This window comes from Lutibacter flavus (assembly GCF_900188355.1).
Taxonomy (GTDB): Bacteria; Bacteroidota; Bacteroidia; order Flavobacteriales; family Flavobacteriaceae; genus Lutibacter; species Lutibacter flavus.
Genome location: NZ_FZNX01000001.1, coordinates 681,792 through 703,807, shown reverse-complemented (window position 1 = coordinate 703,807; position 22,016 = coordinate 681,792). Strand labels below are relative to the sequence as shown.

Annotated in this window: 22 protein-coding genes; 8 read left to right on the top strand and 14 right to left on the bottom strand. The window is 29.5% G+C overall.

All coding sequences use genetic code 11. From position 1 onward, the window contains the following. Nucleotides 1–11: 11 nt before the first annotated feature. The 7 genes from CHB63_RS03015 to yiaA all read left to right on the top strand — a co-directional run bounded on the left by CHB63_RS03015 (nt 12) and on the right by yiaA (nt 5,277). Nucleotides 12–524, top strand: a complete 513-nt coding sequence (locus CHB63_RS03015) for a VOC family protein (protein WP_089376940.1) — start codon at nt 12–14, stop codon at nt 522–524. A 295-nt stretch (nt 525–819) separates the two neighbouring features. Beyond that, on the top strand, nt 820–984 hold the full coding sequence (locus tag CHB63_RS03010) for a hypothetical protein (protein ID WP_245856739.1): 165 nt from the start codon (nt 820–822) through the stop codon (nt 982–984). A gap of 335 nt (nt 985–1,319) precedes the next feature. Beyond that, nucleotides 1,320–2,807 (top strand): ArnT family glycosyltransferase, encoded by a 1,488-nt coding sequence (locus tag CHB63_RS03005; RefSeq protein WP_089376939.1) that lies wholly within the window; start codon nt 1,320–1,322, stop codon nt 2,805–2,807. A 184-nt stretch (nt 2,808–2,991) separates the two neighbouring features. Continuing rightward, nucleotides 2,992–3,366 (top strand): carboxypeptidase-like regulatory domain-containing protein, encoded by a 375-nt coding sequence (locus tag CHB63_RS03000; protein WP_176420227.1) that lies wholly within the window; start codon nt 2,992–2,994, stop codon nt 3,364–3,366. Between the two features lie 88 nt (nt 3,367–3,454). Next, nucleotides 3,455–3,820 (top strand): hypothetical protein, encoded by a 366-nt coding sequence (locus CHB63_RS02995; protein ID WP_141107249.1) that lies wholly within the window; start codon nt 3,455–3,457, stop codon nt 3,818–3,820. Between the two features lie 362 nt (nt 3,821–4,182). Then, nucleotides 4,183–4,854: a TIGR02117 family protein gene (locus CHB63_RS02990; protein ID WP_089376936.1), complete on the top strand. Its 672-nt coding sequence runs from the start codon at nt 4,183–4,185 to the stop codon at nt 4,852–4,854. A 30-nt stretch (nt 4,855–4,884) separates the two neighbouring features. Then, nucleotides 4,885–5,277 (top strand): inner membrane protein YiaA, encoded by a 393-nt coding sequence (yiaA, locus tag CHB63_RS02985; protein ID WP_089376935.1) that lies wholly within the window; start codon nt 4,885–4,887, stop codon nt 5,275–5,277. Between the two features lie 582 nt (nt 5,278–5,859). Here yiaA and CHB63_RS02980 read toward each other — a convergent pair. The 12 genes from CHB63_RS02980 to CHB63_RS02925 form a co-directional block, all read right to left on the bottom strand. Continuing rightward, on the bottom strand, nt 5,860–7,008 hold the full coding sequence (locus tag CHB63_RS02980; RefSeq protein ID WP_141107248.1) for a hypothetical protein: 1,149 nt from the start codon (nt 7,006–7,008) through the stop codon (nt 5,860–5,862). Nucleotides 7,009–7,013: 5 nt separating this feature from the next. Further along, nucleotides 7,014–7,712 (bottom strand): ABC transporter ATP-binding protein, encoded by a 699-nt coding sequence (locus CHB63_RS02975; protein WP_089376933.1) that lies wholly within the window; start codon nt 7,710–7,712, stop codon nt 7,014–7,016. Between the two features lie 4 nt (nt 7,713–7,716). Next, nucleotides 7,717–8,934, bottom strand: a complete 1,218-nt coding sequence (locus CHB63_RS02970) for an ABC transporter permease (protein ID WP_089376932.1) — start codon at nt 8,932–8,934, stop codon at nt 7,717–7,719. 2 nt (nt 8,935–8,936) lie between these two features. Next, nucleotides 8,937–10,157 (bottom strand): ABC transporter permease, encoded by a 1,221-nt coding sequence (locus CHB63_RS02965; RefSeq protein WP_089376931.1) that lies wholly within the window; start codon nt 10,155–10,157, stop codon nt 8,937–8,939. A gap of 1 nt (nt 10,158) precedes the next feature. Then, on the bottom strand, nt 10,159–10,929 hold the full coding sequence (locus CHB63_RS02960; RefSeq protein ID WP_089376930.1) for an outer membrane lipoprotein-sorting protein: 771 nt from the start codon (nt 10,927–10,929) through the stop codon (nt 10,159–10,161). A 124-nt stretch (nt 10,930–11,053) separates the two neighbouring features. Beyond that, nucleotides 11,054–11,926, bottom strand: coding sequence for a hypothetical protein (locus CHB63_RS02955; protein ID WP_089376929.1), 873 nt, complete (start codon nt 11,924–11,926; stop codon nt 11,054–11,056). Between the two features lie 59 nt (nt 11,927–11,985). Further along, nucleotides 11,986–12,447, bottom strand: a complete 462-nt coding sequence (locus CHB63_RS02950; RefSeq protein ID WP_089376928.1) for a hypothetical protein — start codon at nt 12,445–12,447, stop codon at nt 11,986–11,988. A 102-nt stretch (nt 12,448–12,549) separates the two neighbouring features. Then, the gene (locus CHB63_RS02945) at nt 12,550–13,047 is read right to left on the bottom strand and encodes a hypothetical protein (RefSeq protein ID WP_141107247.1); all 498 of its coding nucleotides are present in this window, start codon (nt 13,045–13,047) and stop codon (nt 12,550–12,552) included. A 5-nt stretch (nt 13,048–13,052) separates the two neighbouring features. Further along, nucleotides 13,053–13,604, bottom strand: a complete 552-nt coding sequence (locus tag CHB63_RS02940) for an RNA polymerase sigma factor (RefSeq protein ID WP_089376926.1) — start codon at nt 13,602–13,604, stop codon at nt 13,053–13,055. A 123-nt stretch (nt 13,605–13,727) separates the two neighbouring features. Beyond that, entirely contained in the window at nt 13,728–15,275 is a 1,548-nt protein-coding gene (locus tag CHB63_RS02935; RefSeq protein WP_089377564.1) for a DEAD/DEAH box helicase, read from the bottom strand. Nucleotides 15,276–15,375: 100 nt separating this feature from the next. Then, entirely contained in the window at nt 15,376–15,852 is a 477-nt protein-coding gene (locus CHB63_RS02930) for a hypothetical protein (RefSeq protein ID WP_089376925.1), read from the bottom strand. 26 nt (nt 15,853–15,878) lie between these two features. Beyond that, the gene (locus CHB63_RS02925) at nt 15,879–18,671 is read right to left on the bottom strand and encodes an alpha/beta hydrolase family protein (protein WP_176420225.1); all 2,793 of its coding nucleotides are present in this window, start codon (nt 18,669–18,671) and stop codon (nt 15,879–15,881) included. A gap of 109 nt (nt 18,672–18,780) precedes the next feature. Here CHB63_RS02925 and CHB63_RS02920 point away from each other — a divergent pair, with 109 nt between their 5' ends. Next, nucleotides 18,781–20,430 (top strand): glycoside hydrolase family 5 protein, encoded by a 1,650-nt coding sequence (locus CHB63_RS02920; protein ID WP_089376923.1) that lies wholly within the window; start codon nt 18,781–18,783, stop codon nt 20,428–20,430. Here the strand turns inward: CHB63_RS02920 and CHB63_RS02915 are convergent. Together CHB63_RS02915 and pxpB are read right to left on the bottom strand one after the other, a co-directional pair. Further along, nucleotides 20,422–21,276, bottom strand: a complete 855-nt coding sequence (locus tag CHB63_RS02915; protein ID WP_089376922.1) for a 5-oxoprolinase subunit C family protein — start codon at nt 21,274–21,276, stop codon at nt 20,422–20,424. The genes CHB63_RS02920 and CHB63_RS02915 overlap by 9 nt on opposite strands. Beyond that, nucleotides 21,269–22,015 carry a 5-oxoprolinase subunit PxpB gene (gene pxpB, locus CHB63_RS02910; protein WP_089376921.1) on the bottom strand — a complete coding sequence of 249 codons (747 nt, stop codon included), beginning with the start codon at nt 22,013–22,015 and terminating at the stop codon, nt 21,269–21,271. The genes CHB63_RS02915 and pxpB overlap by 8 nt, the downstream gene beginning before the upstream one ends. Nucleotide 22,016: the final 1 nt, after the last annotated feature.

The following is a 22,016-nucleotide window of genomic DNA, read 5'->3' as shown; positions in this document are numbered from 1 at the left end:
AAATATAACTTATGACAACTAATAAAAATTATCCAAAATCATTTTCACATATCGGAATAACAGTTCCAAATATAAAAGAAGCCGTAAAATTCTATTCAGAAGTAATGGGCTGGTACATAATTATGGGACCTTCAAAGGTCAAAAAAGAAAAGGAAACGGCTATTGGTCAAATGTGCATTGACGTTTTCGGAAACGATTGGACAGAATTTGAAATTGCTCATTTAGCAACTTCTGACGGAATTGGAATAGAATTATTTTCTTTTCCGAACGGAATAAAAGAAGCACCTGAATTTAATCCTTTCAATACTGGTCTATTTCATTTTTGTGTACAAGACCCAAATATTGAAGAACTCATTGATAAAATTTTATCTTATGGAGGAAAACAAAGAATGCCAATAAGGGAATACTATCCGAATGACAAGCCGTTCAAAATGTGCTATGTTGAAGACCCATTTGGAATTGTGTTTGAAATCTACACTCATAGTTATGAACTAACATATTCTTCAGGTGCTTATTCAAAATAAAAAACTGTGCCTAACTTAAGACGTATATAATTAATTGCTTGTTCTAGCCTAACTACGAAGATTGCTTGGCCAGTTCGCTACGCTCGTGGTTTGTAGATTTTCTATTCGGTTTTTATTTGCTAAATTAGGTGCTTAAATACGCCATTCATCAAGAAATGAGTTAAAAAACAACTAAATATCAACTATAAACATTCTAATAAACTGATTTGCTACAACCTAGAAATCTCCGATTTTCCAGTCGCACAAATCTTATAAATAACCGTTAGGCATAATTTAAAAAACCGAAAGATATATAGTGATTAACGCATACGAATACTTTAAAAATCATCCGAAATTCAACAAACTTGTTGGAAATGATTTCTTGTTTGTAGAATATAAATGTCCTCTTAATATTGAAGAGTATCAATTATGTATAGAGAGTTCTTTAATTACTTATGTAATTAGCGGTAAAAAGGATTAGATTACCTCAAAAAAACAACTATGGATTTTATAGTTAAAAATATTTGGTTTATACTTTTTGTGGCCTGGGGAATGCCATTAAGTTATTATCGTAGTAAATTCCGTAAAATAGTGTATCAAACAGATAGTTGGGTGATAAATATTAAACCCGTTTTTTGGAAAGAAATTAAGGGCCTTTTTGGAAATATCTACCCTGATAACAGGGAATATAAAAAATTTAGAAACTTTTACCTGTTCTATTTGACTATCTATTTATTGTTATTTATTGCCTATCTAAATTTTTAATGCATATTTAAAAAAAATTCTAATATTTATTGCGTATTTAAAAACCTCCCAATGAAAAAATATGTGCCAATTATATTAATCCTATCTACTATTAAATTAATAATTCAATTGTTTGGAAACCGGAATTATGGCTTTCATCGTGATGAATTACTGCATTTATCAGTTAGTGAGCATCTAGATTGGGGATTTATGGAGTTCCCTCCTCTTATTGGCTTTATCGGAAAAATATCTTACTGGCTTTTTGATTATTCATTGCTAGGAGTTCGACTTTTTCCAACGCTTGCAGGTGTTGGGATTCTGATTTTATGTTGCTTAATTGCAATTGAACTTGGTGGTAAATTTAAAGCTGTTTTACTTTCAGGAATATGTATTTTGGCATTTCTACCTTTTTATAGAAACCATACGTTGTTTCAACCCGTTGCATTTGATCAGCTTTTTTGGACATTAGGGTTTTACTTTATTATTAAGTTTATTAATTCTAAAAACAAAAAATTTCTAATTCTTTTGGGAATCACATTAGGTTTAGGGCTAATGAACAAATACACCATATTAGTTTGGGCCTTTGGAATATTTATTGGTTTATTTTTCTATCAAAAAGGAAATGCGTTTAAAAACAAATGGCTATACATTTCGGCAATAATTTCATTACTTATTTTCTTGCCAAATATTTTCTGGCAAGCACAAAATGATTTCCCACTTTTAAAACATTTACAAGCGCTTAATGATAATCAATTAGACGAAATAAACCCAATGGAATTTGGTCTGGAACAATTAAACTTTCCATTTACCTTAATTATAAGTCTTTTCGGTTTAGCCGCCTTTATAATAGATAAAAACTTAAAAAAATATAGAACCATTGGAATTGCATCTTTGGTTATTTTTTGCACTCTGTGGCTACTTAATTCTAAAGCATATTATGTATTTGCCATTTACCCAGTTCTTTTTGCAGGTGGAGCGGTAAAGTTAGAATTTCTATTTTCTAAAAAACCTATGTTTATATACGCAATTACCTTAATTGTACTGTTACCTTCAATATTTTTTATTCCAGAGTCTACCCCTATTTTACCAATAGAAAAATATGTAAAATATGCCCAATTAGAAGAAAAAAATGAGAGAGTAGCATTAAAAGGAGATTATGCTGATATGTTTGGATGGCAAGAACAAGTGAAATTAGTGGATAGTGTTTACCAACAGTTAAGCCCAAAAGAAAAGAATAATTGTGTTTTATGGGCAGAGAATTATGGCGAAGCAGGAGCTCTTAAAATATTAGGAAAAAAATACAATCTACCCAATCCAATTAGTAGACACGGAAGTTTTTGGTCTTGGGGTTATGGAAATAAAGATGCAATTGTTTGGATAAGTTTAGGAAACGAGAAACCATCTGTAGAATATGTTTTTGAAGAAGTTGAATTGGTAAAAATAATAACGCACAAATATGCAATTGGAGAAGAGAACGGAATCCCTCTTTACATTTGTAGAAAACCAAAAATTGATATTGAAAAATGGTGGAAAGATTATGAAGCGCATATATTTGACTAAATTATAAACATAAACAATGGCAATAATTAATTGCTTCTTATGGCCTAAATAATTAGGCTAAAATGGTGAAATTCATTTGACAAAACTTAAATTATTCCCAATTATAGAATTTTTAACTTCTTTTGAAAATACATTTAATTAATATTGATAGATTATTAATTCTTAGTATTTTTTTATGAAAAATATGTTGTCAATAATTTCACTTCTTTTAATTAACTTTTTAGGATACACACAAGAAATTAAAATGAGTGGTCTAATAATTGACGCTAACACTCAAAAACCTATTGAATTTGTTAATATTGGAATTGTAAATAAAAATTTAGGAACTGTTTCTGATTTGCAAGGGGAATTTGATTTTAATGTACCTAAAGCATCTATAAATGATAGCATTACAATTAGTCATATTAATTACTATGCAGTCAAAATACCTATTCATAAAGTTAAAAATCATATTATTACTTTAAAACCGAGAACAAATGAACTCTCAGAAATAATGCTTACCAATAAAAAAAAGAAAAGAAAAGAAAAGAAAAGAAAAGAAAAGAAAAGTTGGAGTTAAAACATATAATCCACTACTCTGGCTTGGAGGAATTTCTAAAGATAATGACATTATAGAAAATGCTCAAAGAATTAATATTCCCAACAAAATGGTGAGCATAAAATTTGTAAATATTTACTTGAGAAAGGGATTTGAATCTGACAGTTCTTTTGTTAGAATAAATTTCTATAAAAACTTAAATAATCAACCTGGAGATAGAATAATATTCCAAAATATAATTCAGAAAAAAAAGATAGAAACAGGTTGGCTTAAAATTGATTTAACACACGATTACATTTATCTTGAGGAAGATTTTTTTGTTGGAGTTGAGTTTATGCCAAATTTTGAAAAATCACAAGACGTTTACATCGGAGCCATTTTAACAAAAGGAAAAGGGTTTTCAAGGAGAAGCAGTCAAGGAAAATGGAATAAATTACAAGGAGCTTCAACAATAAATGTTGAAATTGAATATTAACAATAACTACATTCTATAAAACGTATAAATTATTGGTAATGCATGATTAAACCAAAGATACCGCGTTTAAATAAAACAGCTAATAAACCAAAGTGAAAAGCTCCTAAAATACAACAATAGCAAAAAAACCACCTTCCCTCCTTTTAAAGTTTTTTGAAGCATCCTAAAATAAAAATACAAAACTATTTATAATTACTTTAAATTATTTTTAGGTATTTTTTAGAGTTGTTAAATTTAAAAAATAGATTAGTCTAATTTCACAATTTACCTGACTTTGCAACTAATCAGACTCGTAAAACTCTATCTCATTACTATTTTAGATATTATTGTATATTAGCCACATTTAACCTTATATCTCCCTAATGAAAAGATATTTAAAATTTATTTTTTATCCAATATTGACTTTTATAGCAATAATATTGATTTATTTATTGTCCGCCTATGCTCTTTCAAGGATAACTGTAGATGCAGAGCCTAATACATCTCAAGATGTAGGTATCTATATACTTACGAATGGAGTACATACTGATATCGTAGTACCAATCAAAAGCAACCAAATAGATTGGAGTAAAGAAATTAAGTACTCTAATACAGTTCTAAAAGATACAGTAATGAATTATTTGGCAATGGGTTGGGGAGATAAAGGGTTTTACTTAGAAACACCTGAGTGGGCTGACTTAAAATTTAGAGTTGCATTTAATGCAGCCTTTGCATTAGGTAATACTGCAATACATGCTACTTTTTACAATAAAATGACTGAAAATGAATCATGTAAAAAAATAATGATAAGTAAGAAACAGTATACACGATTAATAGATTATATCGATGGAAGTTTTCAAAAAGACGATAATGGTCATGTAATCAATATTAAAACAAGTGCGAATTATGGTGGTTTCGATGCTTTCTATGAAGCTAATGGTAGTTATAGTATGTTTCATACTTGCAATACCTGGGCGAATAATGGACTAAAAAGGAGTGGACAAAAAGCGGCTTTATGGACAGCTTTTGATACTGGAATCTTTTTGAAATATTAAAACGAATTTATTAACTAAAAATAACTAAAAATGAATCAAAAAACATCATCAGCATTTGTATCGGCTTCTTGGGTCGCTATGGCAGTGGGAATTATTGGCTACTTAATTGGACTTTGGAGAGCCGAAATGCAATTGAATGAAAAAGGCTATTATTTTACGGTATTAATGTTTGGTCTTTTCGCAGTAATTTCTTTACAAAAAAGTGTAAGAGATAGACTTGAAGGTTATCCAGTAACTGATATTTATTATAGCATTTGTTGGTTTGGAACAATTTTATCTATTGTTTTACTAATTGTTGGACTTTGGAATGCTACTGTACTTCCAAGTGAAAAAGGCTTTTATGCATTCGCTTTTTTACTATCTTTATTCGGTGCAATTGCAGTACAGAAAAACACTAGGGATAATTTGGCAGCAACAAAATAATTTATTGTTTTATGGAAATCAATATTGAGGCTGTCTGAAAAGGTGGCCTTTTTTTTGGATTGAAATTTGGAAGGATTTCATTTAAATTAGACATGAAAAACAACCCATCAGTATAATGATACTTTTCTCTTAGTAGAGCTATACATAAAAAACCTCCCACTGATTAAGTTGGAGGTTCTACTAGTAGCCGAGACTGAGCTCTAACCAAGCATTTTTGAATTATCAATAATTATATATATCACTTTAGTCTTAACTACAACTGTAGTGAAGAAATGATAACGTTTAGTTGACCCCCACATCTAACACAATAACATCTGTCATAGTATGATGTGGAAGTCTATTTATAACACCCTATTTGATTGAATAAATATGATGATTATTCCGGATTTGATTATTGAATCGGATGAAATTTAAACAAAATAGAATAGTTGGAAGGAACTAAAGCTACTAAATTACAACAACGCATATACCAAATTGCTAAATTGTGGTAAACAGGAAAATTTTAGTAAATTTAAACTAATAAATAAACAATGGAAAATTGCATTTTAAAACCCGCAACTTGCCATATTCAAACTAGTTAATTTAAAAACTATACCGCAATCTAACAAACAGCGTATTACCAAGTGTTTTATAAGGGTCAAACTCAAAGAAAGATTGCCCTGTGAAGTTTAGTTCCCAATTTGTTGCAACAGAATAATTTAAACTTGGCATTATAATTACAGATTGGTTGGTGGTAGCGTAAATTACATTTAAAGTACCTGAGAAAATGGGTGTAAATTCTTTAGCTAATTGTAAAAAACCGGAGTATTTATAAGGCATTAAATTTTTAGCAGAAACATTGGCATATTGTAAACTTCCCAAATTACCGCTTTCGCTGGCATTACTGTTATACAATATAGAGCCGTTTAAATACAATCCTTTCTTAAAACCGTAATCAACCGATACAGAAGCACTTAATACATTATCAGCTTCGTAATAAGATTCATAAGGTACAAAGTACGTAGCTTCACCTTTAAAACCTGCATTTTTAAGGTTTCCTGCCCAACCTACACCAATTACCCAATCTTTTTGATAAATACCTGTTAGCAACTGGATATCGTATTCCCATTTATTAAATTTATACATTGCTGCAATTATATAATCGTTCTTGCTTCTCCCCTTTTTTGCAGCCAATTCAATTTTACTAAAATCACTTAAATAATATTGAATACGTACTGCATCACTTCCAGGTCGTTCTTCATAATCAAAATCTAGAAAATTATAGGTATTAAAAATATCGTTTGGGTTCCAAGTTAAATTCATTCCCCAATTTACACGCTGTCTTCCCAAAGTAACATCCCAATCACCTTTAATATAATTTACTAAGGCTCTATCTATAGTTGAATTAAAAACCACATTGGTATCCAATAAATTCCAGGAAAGATCCACTACCCCATTATCACGATCAATCAACCTAGAAAATCCTGCAATATTTTTAACATTATCTCCGTAATAAATTCGATTTCTCACTTCTAGGCGCACTTTAATTTCTTCGGAAGCTGTGTATTTAAAATTGAGCCTGTTATGTAAAAAGGTAGTCCATTGTAAATCGTCCAAATTATCTACAAAACTAAATTCGTGCAGGTTTTTAACATAACCGGTTAAGAATAATTTGTCATCCTTTTCCTGAGAAGTTACCCCAAAACAACTCAATATAAAAATGAACAACAGTATTTTTATATGATTTTTCATACTGTTTAGGTAGGAATTTGTTCCACATCACTATCTATTTTACCGTCTACCAATGTAATTACTCTTCTTGCCTTTTTTATAACACGCATATCGTGGGTTGAAAACAAAAAAGTAATTTTTTCTTCTTTGTTTAATTTTGCCATTATATCCAATAAATTTCCTGCCGATTTTGAGTCTAAATTCGCTGTAGGTTCATCTGCCAGTATTATTTTTGGCTTTGAAGCCAATGCTCTGGCAACAGCTACACGTTGTTGTTGTCCGCCTGAAAGTTCTCCTGGCTTGCTATTTACTTTATCTTCTAAACCAACCTCATTTAATAATTGCATTACACGCTTTTCTCTTTCATTTTTGGACATATTTTGTAGCTGCAACACAAAACCAACATTTTCTTTAGCTGTAAGTACAGGAATCAGGTTAAAAGATTGAAACACAAAACCAATATTATGAAGCCTGAAATCGATTAATTTATTTTCGGGCAAACTTGTAATTTCTACACCATCTATAATTACATTTCCTGTTGTTGGCTCATCTAAACCACCAATCATATTCAGCAATGTGGATTTCCCTGAACCTGAAGGCCCCACCAACGCAACAAACTCACCTTCTTCTATGTGTACATGCACATTTTGAACCGCATGAACCGGAACCGTTTTTGGATTGTAAACTTTGCTTACATTATGCGCATCTATAATTGTTTTAGCCATAATTTTAAATTTTTCGAATTGCTTCTGAAGGGTTTAACTGTAAAGCCTTATAAGCCGGATAAACAGCTGCTAAAAGTGCTGTGATAAAGCACATTACAGCCACAATAATATATTTTTCCTGGTCTAATGAAGGATAAATAATTGAACTAAACCCATAAGATGCCAATCCTTCTGAAAACATAGAAATATTAATGCCGTGTTTACCTAAAAAATTAATACTTAACCAACCTAATAATAAGCCAATTGGACAACCTAATAATGTTAAATAAAGGGTTTCCAACATAATCATAAAAAATATTTTTCGCTTGTTTAACCCAATTGCCATTAACATTCCCAATTCCCGAACACGTTCTAAAACCGACATTAACATGGTGTTTATAATTCCAAATGTTAGCGCAAGTAGAATAATTCCGGTAATAATGTAAGTGTACATATTAAAGGATTCTATCACCATTCCAAGCTCCGGAGAGAGCTCTTTCCAGTCTTCTGCCTTGCCTTTAGAAACCAAACTGGCACTGTATTTTTTTATGGAATCCAATTGTTCCTCATTAGTCAACAATATGGCTATTTCATTACTTTCTGTAGGTTCTAAACCCAAAAGGTTGGCTAAATGATGTTGCTGAACATATACATTTATTTCATCTAATGAAATATTTTTAGACTTGTACAAACCTCCTACTCTAAATGCAGCTGAAACCATATCAGATTCAATATCAGTAAAGGTTAAAACCACTTTACTTTTTACTTTTATTTTAAGCTTTTTGGCCAGTTTTTCTCCAATTAAAATCTCGTTGTTTTTACCTGATTTAAAATAAGCTCCTTGACGTACATTTTCATCTAAACCAATTTGGGTTGTTTCCATTGAAGGGTTAATTCCATAAATCTTTACACCACTTGCAGTTGTTGGTGAAGTAATCATTCCTGTTGTAATAACACGTGCACTTACTGAAGCAATAATTGAATTAGATTTAAGCTGTTGCAAAATTTTATTGGTATTTGTAATGGTGTATTTTGATTCGTTCTCTACTTTAAAAGATGGATGATGAATTTGAATATGAGAGAGTTGTTTAAAAACGGTATCATCAATATTATTTTTATACATTCCCCACGAAAATGCAAGCATAAAAACTCCGGCCCATAAACCAATAATAATGGAACAGATAACAACAAAACTTCTTGTTTTATTTCGCCATATATTTCGCCAAGCAATTTGTAACAACATAATTAACTATTTATAGCTTCTATAGGTTTCATTTTTATCACTTTTAAACCAGGATAAATGGCTAAAATGACAGATAACATAAGTACAATTAAGGTTTGAACAATAAATATATTTTGATTATTCGAAAAATAAATGATTGGTTCTATGCCATAATTTTCATAAACTTCCTTTAATTCTCCTGTGAAATAAATCGGATATTTTGTAAACCATAATACAACTAAAAATCCCCCAAATACACCAGCTAAACAACCAATTAAGGAAATCATTAATGATTCCAATAATAAAATAATTGCCAGCAATCTTTTTCTCATTCCAATGGCAATTAAAATTCCAAATTCTCGTGAGCGCTCAAAAGTCATCATTAACAACGTGCCAAATAATCCAAATGAAATGATAAAATAAAGAATCCCAATAATTATATAATGCCCTGTGCTGTCTGCAGTAATAAATTGATCCATTTCCGGCATCATTTCTTTCCAACTCATAATTTCATAAGTATCGGTATCCAAATCCATTTGTAAAGTAGTTTTTAACTTATCAAGGCTTGAGGATTTATTTAACATAATGGAAATGGCAGTTAACCTGTTTTCTGCACCATGTAAATATTGCGCTTGTTGAATTGGCATATAGACAATATTATTATTCAGTTCTGGCGACCCTAATTTTATAATTCCAGTTACTCGGTATTTTCCGGCTGCACTGCTGGCGTGATACCCTTGTCCCAATAAAACTAACGTATCATTTGCTTTTAATTTTAACTGAGTTGCCAATCCTTCACCAATTACAACAGCATTGTCATTAATGGTTTCAATGTATTTTCCCTGAGAAATTTTTTCATGTAAATTGTTAACCTCTTTTTCTTTTTCAGGATCAATGCCCAATATTAAAACGCCTTTGGTTTTTTCTAAATAAGATGCTAAAGCAAACGTTTCTAATCGAGGCATAATATGCTCAACATCAGGATTATTCAATAAAATTTGACTTAGTTTTTCATCTGCTTCAAAAGTATTATCAATAGACTGTTCGTCCCAAAATCCTTTTTGGTGAATTTGCAAATACCCCGATGAATAACTTACCACATTATGTATCATGTTTTCGTATACACCGTCGGTCATAGAACGTGTTGCAATCGCCAACAAAACAGCAAAAAATACCGATGCGGTTGTAATTAATGTTCTTCGTTTATTGCGCCAAATATTTAGCCAGGCTAATTTTAAAAACATGTTATTGTATTTGCTTCATTCTTCTGGTAGTAAAAAAATTGTCATCAATTTCTTTATCAAAAATGATATCATTATAAATTATCCAAGTGCTGTTTCCTTCTTTATCAATAGGAATCATTTCTATTTTTGAAGTAATTTTTCGTCCACCAATTTCTTTCACCTCGCCGGAATTCATAATATTTACCAACTCACCATCTTCATCATAAAATTCTGCTTTTAATTGTAAAAAATCTTTAACATCAATCCATACAATTACTTTTTCCCAAACAATAGCGGCTGAAGGTTTTGGAATCATTTCTATTTTATAGCATTCTTTTTCTAAGATTGATTCTTTTCCTAAATGTTTGTGATTATAATCGGCGACTGAAGAAGCCTCTTTTACCAAATCGTCATTGGTAAAATCGGTACCCATCCAACTTTGTGACATCATTGAAGGTGGCAATTTTATATTCCGTTCTATTGAAGGAATCCAGTTCCAAACTTCTTTAATTCGTTTTAAGAAAACGGTTCCTTTTTCCTTTGCGGGAGATTTAATTAAAATCATTGAATAATCATCTCCTTTAGACCAAGCTTTCATATTCATTTCTCTGCTCCAGGTTGGTCTGATAATTTTAATAGTAATATCTGCTTCTGAAGTTTTACCTCGCATATTTTCATCAGCTATTTTAACAACCTTTTTAGCACTTAGGCTTTGTTGTGATTGAATTTCTAATAAAGGAATCATTATTAATACAATTCCAAGATAAATCTTAAGGGAGCACCTGTTTTTCATACTATTAAAATTAATTCACAGGAAAATCAAATAATATGATGCTCGTCATATTATTATATAGTTTTATAAAAAGTAAAAAAATGTGCAGAATTATTAAATTCGAAGAATGATAATTAATAAACAACTACAAATCAATTAGATACGCCAAGCTAATATTAAAGAAACTTGTTGCATCAAGTTTTGTTTCTGTACCTATAGGATTCGGGATATTATAGTTATACCCCACTTCAAAATCAAAAGAGTTATAAGATAACTGCAATGGAATATTTATTTGGGTATTAATGAGCTCAAAAACGTCATTCTTAATATATTCCATAGCTGTATCATCATCTCCTACCGGAATAATTCGAGCGAGCTCAATTGTTTGTTTACCCGCAATTATAGTTAATTGCGGCCTAAACTTTAAACTTACTTTTTTTGTTTTTACTAGTTTAATTGATGCGTAAGTTCTAGATGCTATTTGAAAAGATTGTTCTTTCCCAAATAAGTAAGATCCAGTAATTTGCGTTCCAATACTTCGTTCTTTATTTCGCACACCTACTCCAAGATTAGCACTATTACTTAAAATATTATCCTCTTCATTTGCATAAAAATATTTGGCGAAACTGATAGTGTATCTAAATAATTTTTTTTGTCCAATTTCTTTGTTAAAACCTAAATTCGCCACTGTAACATCCCATTTGGGATAAAATTCATTGTAATAATTTCCAGAAATGCCTGCATAAAACCCTTTTGAACTTACATAACTTATTTGTGGAGCTACATTAAATTGATCAAAGCCAATATCTCGTCCAGAAAAATAAGTATTGGAATTATAAGTAACATTTACATACAAAAATTGGTAATTGGAAAGCGACTGAATTATTTCATCTAATAGATTATCTTCCTGAAGTAATATTTCATCAAGTAAATCGTCTACATCGTCCTTTTTAATTTCTTGAGACAGAAGAAACTTTGAACAAAAAAGACAGAAAATAATTAATAAATAATTTCTCATAATCCATAAGCAAAACAAGTACTTAAACTACTTAATTACCTGTCTTTAAAGGTAGTAAATTAATTATTATTCCTTCTGTTTTTTCTACGTTCTTTTACAATTTCACGTAATTCTTTTGAACCCTGAATATCTCTAATTTGTCGAAGTTGATTTTTTATTTGTATTCGCTGTTCAATTGTAAAAGAGGCTCTAAAAATTTCTTTATTAATTTTTGCAATTTCTTTATTTTGTTTAATTAAATTTTTTTGAACAACTGAAAGTGACTGTAATAATGCTTTTTGTCTATCAGCTTTTGGAACTGACTGATCATTTAGAATCATAAGTTGCTCTTCACTTAAACTTGCCTTAAAAGCATCTCTATTTTCTTTTAGCAACTCTTTTTGAGAATTCAACAACTCTTTTTGCTCTGTAGTTAGGTTTTTTATAACCTCGCTTTCAGCAGGATTGTTTTGAGCAACAACATTGGGTAACCCAATTATGAAACCGATTACTACTATTAAAAAAACTTTTAAAGATTTCATGATATTATTCATATATCAAAATTATATTTTTTTTTTAATGTTCTATTAGTTAGACTCCAATATTTTAATAAAGTTTGACATAAAATATTGATTTATTTATAGTTAAAAGTCCTCTTCAACCAAACTTTGCAATATAAAATCTTCCAAATATTCATCAATTTCATCATCTGCAACAAAAAGTGAATTAATTGAAATATCATCATATGCTAACGCATTATTATCTATAAATTCATTCGTATTAATGGCATCAACGGTATCTAAAACTATTCCAGGTAATTGTTTAATGGTTGATAACGAATTAGGTTTAAAAATTGTTAAAGTAACCAGTAATGCTATTGCTGCAGCAATTGGCAGCATAAATTTTAATTTGTTTGAAGTAATTTCGAAAAAACCATCTTTTTTAACTGAAATATTGCTATTAATTTCAAATTTAGATTTTTCAAAATAATTTTCTGGAATTTTAAAACCCAATTCCTCTTTATGGCTTTCACCTAGAGTATCGTCTTTAATTTTATCTTTTAAAGACGCATCTATAAAATCGTTATTGAAGTTCATTTTATTTTTATTGTATAAATTCTCCATGTTATTATTAGACTTCATTTTTATCAAAAAGTTTGAAAACTCATCACAAATTCTTCAATATGTTTAACGGCTGTATAATATGAAGATTTTAATGTGGATTCACTTATCCCGGTTATTTCTGAAATTTCATTAAATTTTAATTCATCAAAATACTTCATTTGAAAAACTTGCCGTTGCTTTTCAGGCAATTTAAGTATTGCTTTTTGTAATTTTAATTGTATTTCTGTTCCTTCAAAATACACATCCGATTCTAATTTATCTATTGCTTTTTTTGATTCTTCTTCATTATTTGAAAACAAAATTTTGCCATTTTTAGATAAAAGATTCATAGATTCATTATAAGCAATCCTATACATCCAAGTTAATAAAGAGCTGTTTTGCTTAAAGTTATGTAAGTTTTTGTAAATTTTTAAAAACGTATTTTGAAGTACATCATCGGCATCTTCATGAGTTAATACCAATTTTCGAATATGCCAATACAATCGCTGCTGGTATTTATCCAGTAACAATTTAAATGCTTTATCTTTTTGTCTAGGATCCTTTAAAGCATTAATAAATTCAGTTTCATTGGTCAAAATAACATTACTTTAAATTAAAAGAAGAAACAGTTTAAATTCTTCGCTATTAAAATATAAAATGCTCCTTATATACTTAGACCTTAAATTTATTAAAAAGTTTAATAGTTTGTTGTATTAATTTTAATCTTCTGGAGGATACCCAAATATTTCTTCAAAAATAGTATCAAAATTAGCTAATAAATGAGATCGTAATTTCTGACGATAATCATCTTTTAACCAATCGGTAAAGTTTTTAGTGCTTTTACAAATACATTTTACATATTGATCTATTCTATAATCAATATCATCACCTAATTGGTTTGCTAAAGCTAGTGCATCATAAACATCCTCACTATTCTCAGTACAAATTTTAGCATGTTGATCAATAGAACGAGAAAGCACAACTTTAGAGGATTCTCCAATTTTTATGGCTGCTGCATATGCTTTTTTAATATTAAAAAACACATCTTCGGTTTTTGAAAATTGGATTCTTAAATCTTCTGGCATTTCATACCTAAAATTATCTTCTAATTCTTCATCATTTAAAAGATTGTCTAAATAATAATTAGGGTATTTAAATATTTTTTGCCAATCTACCTGGGCTCCCCACATTCCAAAACGATGAAAATTATTTCCTAAATCAATTACATTAAAAGTTTTCTTATCCTTTAAGATTCTAGATCCTCTACCAATCATTTGATAGTATAATGTTAATGATCTTGTTGCTCTGTTTAAAATAATTGTATCTACAGTTGGCTCATCAAATCCTGTGGTTAAAATACTTACAGAAGTTAAAATTGCATTTGGAGTTTTCTTAAACCACTTTAAAATAAATTCTCTTTCCTTTTTTGTAGCTGTATTATCTAAGTGCATTATTGGATAACCCGCCATTTTAAAAGTTTCAAAAACATTAATGGAAGTATTAATTCCATTATTAAAAATTAATGTTTTTTTACCTAATGAACGTTCTTCATAAGCTTGTACCAATTTCCCTAACATATCACTATGTGTATACAAATCATCTGAAGATTTAACTGTATAATCACCGTTGGCACCTACAATTAAAGACGTTAAACCTACATTGTAAGAATATGGTATTGCTGTGGATAAAAAATTGTTTGAAATTAGGGATTCTATTGATTCACCCATAATTAACTCTTCATAATTATCGGTCATTGGAAGCTGCATATTTGAACTTAAAGGCGTTGCAGTAACTCCAAGAATAAATGAATCTTCAAAAAATTTAAAAAGTTTTGTAAATGAATTATAATGTGCCTCATCAATTATCACCAATCCAATATCAGAAATATCTAGCTTGTTTTCATTCAAACGATTGTTTAAAGTTTCAACCATTGCAACGTAACAAGAATAATCTTTATGATCATCTAAATTCGCTTTACTATCAATAACCTTATTTACAACACCAAATTCTGAAAGCATTGTACAAGTTTGTTTACACAACTCTATACGATGAGTTAAAATAAGTACTTTCTTTTTATGATGTTTTAAATATTGGCGAACAATTTCTGAAAAGATAACAGTTTTTCCACCTCCCGTTGGTAATTGATAAAGCAAATGATAGTCATCACGAGCTTCCTCAAATCTCTTAAAGATTTTTGTAATTGCTTCTTTTTGATAATGGTAAAGGTCTTTACCAGTTTTTCTTTCTTCTAAGTCAGTAGTATTCAAATGCACATTTCAATTTTAAAAAACGTACAAAAATACAGCCTTTATTAAGTTTTTACCAATATTTTTGAATAAATATTTTTTTATTTTATTTTTTTCTGAATTATTTCAGTAATTTTTCCAGTTCTAAATTATAATCATATTGCAAATCTTCGTGTAAAGTTGCAATTGCTTTTTCTATTAAATTTATTTGCCTATTAAACAAATTTTGTAGCGTAACATGGTGTTTTATTGATGGCTGTACTTTTTTTAATTCTAAGCAAAAATGAATTAATAATGCTACTTCCGTTTCTTTCTTTTTTGAATATCGAATGTATGTTTTAGTAATTCTAAGAATTTTACGCGCTGTCTTTTTTATAAAATAATAATTAGTTGTATTTACCGATTTAAATTGCTCCTCAATTTCTGTTTTAACAGAGGCAATATATCCATCTTCATTTGATGCTTCATATAAAAGATAGGTAAGTAATTCCTTATTTTCCTTTTTAAATTTTGACAAACGTAACACTAGTTCTACCAATTCACTTGAAGATAGGTTACTCAATTCATCCTTTATTTGTTTAACAGTAGCTGCTTTCATTAATTAAAGTAATATGAAACTAAAAATTATTCTCCAACTGGCAATAACTCCAACCCTTGATTTATGCCTTTTTCAATTGCAGGCACTCCTCTTTTCATCCAAACAGGTTTTTGAGCTCCTTTTAAATAGAAATCGAAAAATTGAGCTAACCTTATATTAAAGTCTTTTCTATTTTGAATTTTTTGAGGCCAATGTGGCTCTCCATTATAATTTAAAAACCAAGAAGGTTTTCCAAGTCTTCTTAATGCTGTAAAAAATTCAATTCCTTGATACCAAGGTACGTGACCATCTGCATCATTATGCATAATTAGCAAAGGTGTATTAATTTTATCTATATTAAAAATTGGTGAATTTTCAATATATCGCTGTGGATATTCCCAAGGTGTTCCTCCTATTCTACTTTGTGTATGTTCATATTGAAATTGTCTGCTTAACCCTGTCCACCATCTAATTCCTCCATATGCACTAATCATATTAGGAACTGGTGCTCCAGATTCAGCTGCTTTAAAAATATCCGTTTTTGTTACTAAATAGGCAATTTGATAACCTCCCCAACTATGCCCTTGTACACCAATATTGTCCTTATCTACAAATCCTTTATCTATTAATGAAGTAACGCCAGGAAGCACACAATTTAATGCACTTTCTCCAGGATATCCGATTCTATAATTAATATCCGGATTAAAAATTAAATAGCCTCTACTTGCATAAAAGCTATAATTTATTGTTGAACGCCCTGCTGAAGGTGCCTTATGTCTAAACAATCCATCTGAGCTTTTCTCATAGAAATTAACTATCATCGGATACTTTTTTGAAGGATCAAAATTTTCAGGTTTAATAAGCATTCCTGTTAATTCTACACCATCTAATGAGGTCCAATTCACCAATTCTGCAGTTCCCCAATTGTATTCTTTTTGCTGAGGGTTTGCGTTACTTAATTGGTTTTGTTTTTTAAAACTTAAATCAGAAGCTATAATATCCGGAAAATCTATAAAACTTTCCTTAGTGTAAATTACTTTATTATTTTCTCTTGCCTTTAAAGGTGTTGAAAAGCTAAACGGACCAGTTATTAGCTGTTTTCCTGTATTGTTTTTAGAGTTAAACTCATAATAACCTGAATTTTTTGTAACCTCATTAAATGTTTTTAAAATCCATTTTTTATCATTTACAAAACGTTCTTCTTTATCAAGTTTAACATAACGGTAAACTGTTTTATTTTCTCGTCCATTTGTTAATTTCGTTTTTAATCCAGTATCAGGATTAAATTTCCAAATATCAAAACGATTGTAAATTAATAAAGACGCATCGTTTTCGCTCCATCCAAGAGAACCATAGGCATACGGATTGTTTGGAGAGTCGTTTAACTCGTTATAAAAAACTTCTCCCTTAGTAAGATTCGTCATTTTCTTTTTAATTAACGAATAAGCAAACCACGTACTATCAACAGAATTATAACCATACGCATATTTTCCAGCCGGACTTATATTAATTCGTCCGCTCATCTTGGTTAAAATTTTAGTTATTTCACCAGTATTTGTATTTACAATAGCGTAATCACGGGCTCTATTTCCTGTCCATTGGCTTTCTAATTCGTATGGTAACGAAGTGCTTACTAGAGCTAATTCTGAATTGCCTTCATTTCCCAATCTAGCATCTGGATATGCTAAAGACCCTATTTGGATTAATTTGTTGGAATTATTTAAATGAATTGCTGCTAAATAAGATTTTTTCACATCACTTTTAACCTGTAATTCCTGAACTGTATACAATCTAGGTTCATCATACGTCCAAACTTCAACATTTACAATTTCTTCATCTAACAAAGTAGTATCTTTTACAATTGGAGGTTTTGATAATCCAAAATACAGCTTCGACTCATCTTTTGAAAAGCTAATTTTCCCATCTGAAGAAACTCTAAAACCATTTGGAGCATTATTTTCATCTAGTACTTTTTGTGCTTTAATTGCTCCTTCTTTCCAATGAAACAATTGGTTTGGCCTCACCAAAACCTTTGTTGTATCTGTATCAACAACAAAACCTAAATTTTTACCAGTTTCACTAAAATTCAATTGCGAATATGTTGCTTTCTCAGCATCAAAAATCTGAGCTAAATTATTATTTTCGAGGTTTAAAACATATACACCTGCTTTTACAGTAGAATCAACTCCTGAAGTAATAAACGCAAGTCTTTTTGCTTCTTCTGCAAAAACATAATCAGTTACAAATTTAAATGTATCTTGTTTTGTATTGTTTAAATCTCTTAAAACTAAATGATATCCATTCTCTTTTCCTACTTTTTGTCCCGACTTCTTTTTATCTTTCTTTTTTGGTTTTAAGGTGTCCTCCTCTTTTTTTACAGATTTAATATCTTCTAATAAATAAGCAATAAATCCAGACCATTTTTCTGGAGTTTTATAAGATTTAACATTCCCAAGTTTATGCAGTGATTTTGTATTTAAATTATAAATTCCCAAAGTATCTTTTGGTAAATCATCCTTTTTAACTTTTGATCTTTTTAACTCTTTTATACTGTCTTTCCAAGGTTTTAATGTAAATAAAGCATATTTTGAATGGTATGTAAATTGTCCTTTTTCGCTTCTTTCATGTTCAAAAACCAATCCTCCAGTACCGTTTTTAATTTTAAGCCAACTGTCTTTTTCTCCTTTTTCAAGCGAATACATAATAAATTCGCCATTTGATGAGATTGTTTTATTTTTAATAGTATTCCAAATTTCAAGATCTTTATGATCTAATATTTTTTTTTGTGCAAAAATTGAAAGTGATATAAAAATTAAAAGAGTAGTGAGAAAAATTTTCATGGTAGGGTTCTTTTTTGAGAGCATAAATATAATAGTTAATCATTAAAATTAAGTTATTTAAGTTTATATTTATTAATAGAATTTGTAATTTTGATAAAACTCCATTTTAATGAAATCTTTTCATTTTTACTTTTTACTTCTTTTATTAATAGTGTTATTTTCTTGTGATAAAAATGAAATAAGCATCATAGAAAATGATCAAGAATCTGAAATTGAAGCTCCTAATTTACTTTTGCAATTAGATAATAATCAGCTAGTTGATTCTAACAATAACCCTGTTTTTTTAAAAGGGGTTGCCTTTGGAAACGAAATCTGGTCAAATTCATCTTTACCGCCCCAAACGCATCATAATGAGCTAGATTATCAGCGTGTAAAAGCAATGGGGATGAATGCGATTCGCTTTTATTTAAATTATAGAACTTTTGAAGAAGATTCCAATCCCTATGTTTACAAACAATCTGGCTGGGATTGGTTGGATAAAAACATTGAATGGGCTAAAAAAAATAATGTTTATTTAATTTTAAATATGCACGCTCCGCAAGGTGGATATCAATCACAAGGAACTGGGGATGCTTTGTGGGATAACATTGAAAATCAAAATAGATTAGTTGCGCTTTGGAAAGAAATTGCTGAACGTTATAAGGATGAAGTTCAAATTGCTGGTTTTGGACCCGTAAATGAGCCGGTTCCAAATAAATCTTTAAGCCAGTGGTCTGATTTAGCTCAAAAATTAATTAATGGAATAAGAGAAGTAAATAAAAATCACTTAATTTTTATTGAAAGAGCTATTTATGTTAAAAATGAAAGTAATTACGATGGGCTTAATTTTCCAACAGTATCTGGTGATAACTTAGTTTATGAATTTCACGGATATTCACCACATAGATATACGCATCAATTATTTGATTGGACTCAATTAGGGGATGGCGGCAAATATCCTGATGAAAATATTATAGAGTTTATTGATGGAAGTTGGTATTCAGCAACATTTAATAATCCGCCTTTAAATAGCGGAAATAATGATTGGGAGTTTTTTGAAGGTGAAAAGTATCAAATTATAGATGATAAAATTAAAGTCGCTTACCCTGCTTTGGTTGCTAGAAATGTTGAAGGTACAGTATTTTTTGATGACATTAGAGTAAAGGAGTTTGATGAAAATGGAAATTATACACGCACCATTATTGATATGAATTTAACAAGTGAAAATAATTGGTATTTCTGGAGTGCAGATGCTTCTGGTGAACACGGATTATCTTCTAATATTGGTTATAATGATGCTTCGAGTTTGTTTATAAAAAATGCTTCAGTGGATTGTAATTTAAGTAATACTTCATTAAGTTTTATTCCAACAAAAAACTATTATTATCAAATAAATGGTTGGATGAAGGGTGAAAACGTTTCAACAAATGCTTCCTGTAACATTAGACTGGATTTTTATACTTCAAACTCACCAGTTTTAAAAAGGAATAAGCAATATCTAGAATCTGTACTGAAAAAATATATTGATTGGGCTGAAACCAAAAATGTTGCTCTATATATGGGTGAATTTGGTGCTGGAGCGCCTTGTTTTGAGAATAATAAAGGTGGATTACAATTTGTTGAAGATATGGTTTCCATTGCAAAAGAAGCTAATATTCATTTTACATACCACGCTTACCACGAAGATTCTTTTGGTATTTATAAAGGTTCAGGAAGTTTACCTGATCCTTCTAATGCAAACCAACATTTAATAGATTTATTTACCCAATTATTAAATTGATACCATTTTTTTAAAAGATATTTTATCTTTTGCATTTTTTTGTGCCAAAATAGCTATTGATTTCTCTGATAATTGTAATACTCTTGGATATCCACCCGTAGTTTGGGCATCTTTCATTAAAATAATAAGTTTTCCTTCTGGAGTTAGCTGAACCGTTCCTGGAATTACAGGACTGGTAATTATTGATTTAGTGTGTTCAATTACAGTTTCTTCCAGTCTATATCCCATTCTATTTGAATCTTTGGAAACTGTAAATTTGTTTGAAATAAGTAATTTTTTCTCATTTGGAGTAAATAAGTCATATTCCGGACCTTTGTAAACTTCTAATTCATTTGTTTCAAAAAAATGTACTTTATTTTTTAAAAGACCTTTAAAATTATTCGTATTTTCTAATTGGGAATTAAATGGAATTGTATCATTTTCATTTAATTTTTCCTGTGAAGTAATCCCAGCATAAAAAGATCTGCTTTTTAAAATTTTTTCTGTTTGAAAACCACCTTCTACCGCCAAATAACAACGAATACCTTTTATTGCTGCACCAAAAGATAACACATCCCCTTTTTTTAAAAAGTAAACTTTATTATTTATAATTGAAGTATTATTTATTTTAGCAGATAATTCAGCTCCAGAGATTGCAATTTTAGCAGCTTTTAAAAACGCTAATTTTGGACCTAACATTGTAATTTCTAAAACAGCATCATTTTTATGGTTATTCAACAATCCATTTGCAATTCCTGCTGAAATGCTATCCATTGATCCACTTAACGGAACTCCAATGTTTCTATAACCCACTCTCCCTATATCCTGAACGGTTGTTAACATTCCTGTTTTTAATACTTTAATCATTTAAAACCACTTTTTTTAAATTATAAAAACCATTTTTAAAACTAGCTTCAATTTCTGCAAATTCCATTAAAGAAATACTGTAAAACTTTATTTCATCACCAGGTTGAATTTCAATTGGATTTACTTTATCAATATCAAAAATTGAAATAGGAGTTTTACCTATTATATTCCATCCTCCCGGAGAGTTTTGTGGATAAACCCCAGTTTGATCTCCACCAATTGCTACAGCGCCTTTTGAAACGTTTAATCGAGGTATACTTTTTCTAGGATATTGTAATTTTTCTGGCAATCCACCTAAGTATAAAAATCCAGGTAAAAATCCAATTCCATAAACAGTATAATTTATACTAGAATGTAAATCAATTATATCGTTAATAGTGCATTTTTTTTCTGAAGCTAATAATTGTAAATCAATTCCAAATTTTGTATTATAACATACAGGAATATTCCAAAGTAAACGTTGTTTATTCTCAACAAAATCTGTTTTATCATATAGCTTCAATAAAACATTTTTAATTTTTTTATATGTTGTTAAATTATTATCGTAAATTATTAATAAAGAACTATATACAAAGTTTATATCAATTATATATTTAATCTTTTTAAGTTCATTTTTATGAACAAATTCACGAATATCAGTTAAAATATTTTTGTCAATTTTTTTAGGCCATTCTATTAAAACACCTGACTCGCCAAATGGTTTAAAAACTAATTTATATTTACCTAAATTAGAATTCATA

Bases quoted from the DNA above. Each gene is read 5' to 3' on its own strand.
- CHB63_RS03015 (WP_089376940.1), top strand. From the start codon at position 12: ATGACAACTAATAAAAATTATCCAAAATCATTTTCACATATCGGAATA.
- CHB63_RS03005 (WP_089376939.1), top strand. From the start codon at position 1,320: ATGAAAAAATATGTGCCAATTATATTAATCCTATCTACTATTAAATTA.
- CHB63_RS03000 (WP_176420227.1), top strand. From the start codon at position 2,992: ATGTTGTCAATAATTTCACTTCTTTTAATTAACTTTTTAGGATACACA.
- CHB63_RS02995 (WP_141107249.1), top strand. From the start codon at position 3,455: ATGGTGAGCATAAAATTTGTAAATATTTACTTGAGAAAGGGATTTGAA.
- CHB63_RS02990 (WP_089376936.1), top strand. From the start codon at position 4,183: ATGAAAAGATATTTAAAATTTATTTTTTATCCAATATTGACTTTTATA.
- yiaA (WP_089376935.1), top strand. From the start codon at position 4,885: ATGAATCAAAAAACATCATCAGCATTTGTATCGGCTTCTTGGGTCGCT.
- CHB63_RS02980 (WP_141107248.1), bottom strand. From the start codon at position 7,008: ATGAAAAATCATATAAAAATACTGTTGTTCATTTTTATATTGAGTTGT.
- CHB63_RS02975 (WP_089376933.1), bottom strand. From the start codon at position 7,712: ATGGCTAAAACAATTATAGATGCGCATAATGTAAGCAAAGTTTACAAT.
- CHB63_RS02970 (WP_089376932.1), bottom strand. From the start codon at position 8,934: ATGTTGTTACAAATTGCTTGGCGAAATATATGGCGAAATAAAACAAGA.
- CHB63_RS02965 (WP_089376931.1), bottom strand. From the start codon at position 10,157: ATGTTTTTAAAATTAGCCTGGCTAAATATTTGGCGCAATAAACGAAGA.
- CHB63_RS02960 (WP_089376930.1), bottom strand. From the start codon at position 10,929: ATGAAAAACAGGTGCTCCCTTAAGATTTATCTTGGAATTGTATTAATA.
- CHB63_RS02955 (WP_089376929.1), bottom strand. From the start codon at position 11,926: ATGAGAAATTATTTATTAATTATTTTCTGTCTTTTTTGTTCAAAGTTT.
- CHB63_RS02950 (WP_089376928.1), bottom strand. From the start codon at position 12,447: ATGAAATCTTTAAAAGTTTTTTTAATAGTAGTAATCGGTTTCATAATT.
- CHB63_RS02945 (WP_141107247.1), bottom strand. From the start codon at position 13,047: ATGAAGTCTAATAATAACATGGAGAATTTATACAATAAAAATAAAATG.
- CHB63_RS02930 (WP_089376925.1), bottom strand. From the start codon at position 15,852: ATGAAAGCAGCTACTGTTAAACAAATAAAGGATGAATTGAGTAACCTA.
- CHB63_RS02925 (WP_176420225.1), bottom strand. From the start codon at position 18,671: ATGAAAATTTTTCTCACTACTCTTTTAATTTTTATATCACTTTCAATT.
- CHB63_RS02920 (WP_089376923.1), top strand. From the start codon at position 18,781: ATGAAATCTTTTCATTTTTACTTTTTACTTCTTTTATTAATAGTGTTA.
- CHB63_RS02915 (WP_089376922.1), bottom strand. From the start codon at position 21,276: ATGATTAAAGTATTAAAAACAGGAATGTTAACAACCGTTCAGGATATA.
- pxpB (WP_089376921.1), bottom strand. From the start codon at position 22,015: ATGAATTCTAATTTAGGTAAATATAAATTAGTTTTTAAACCATTTGGC.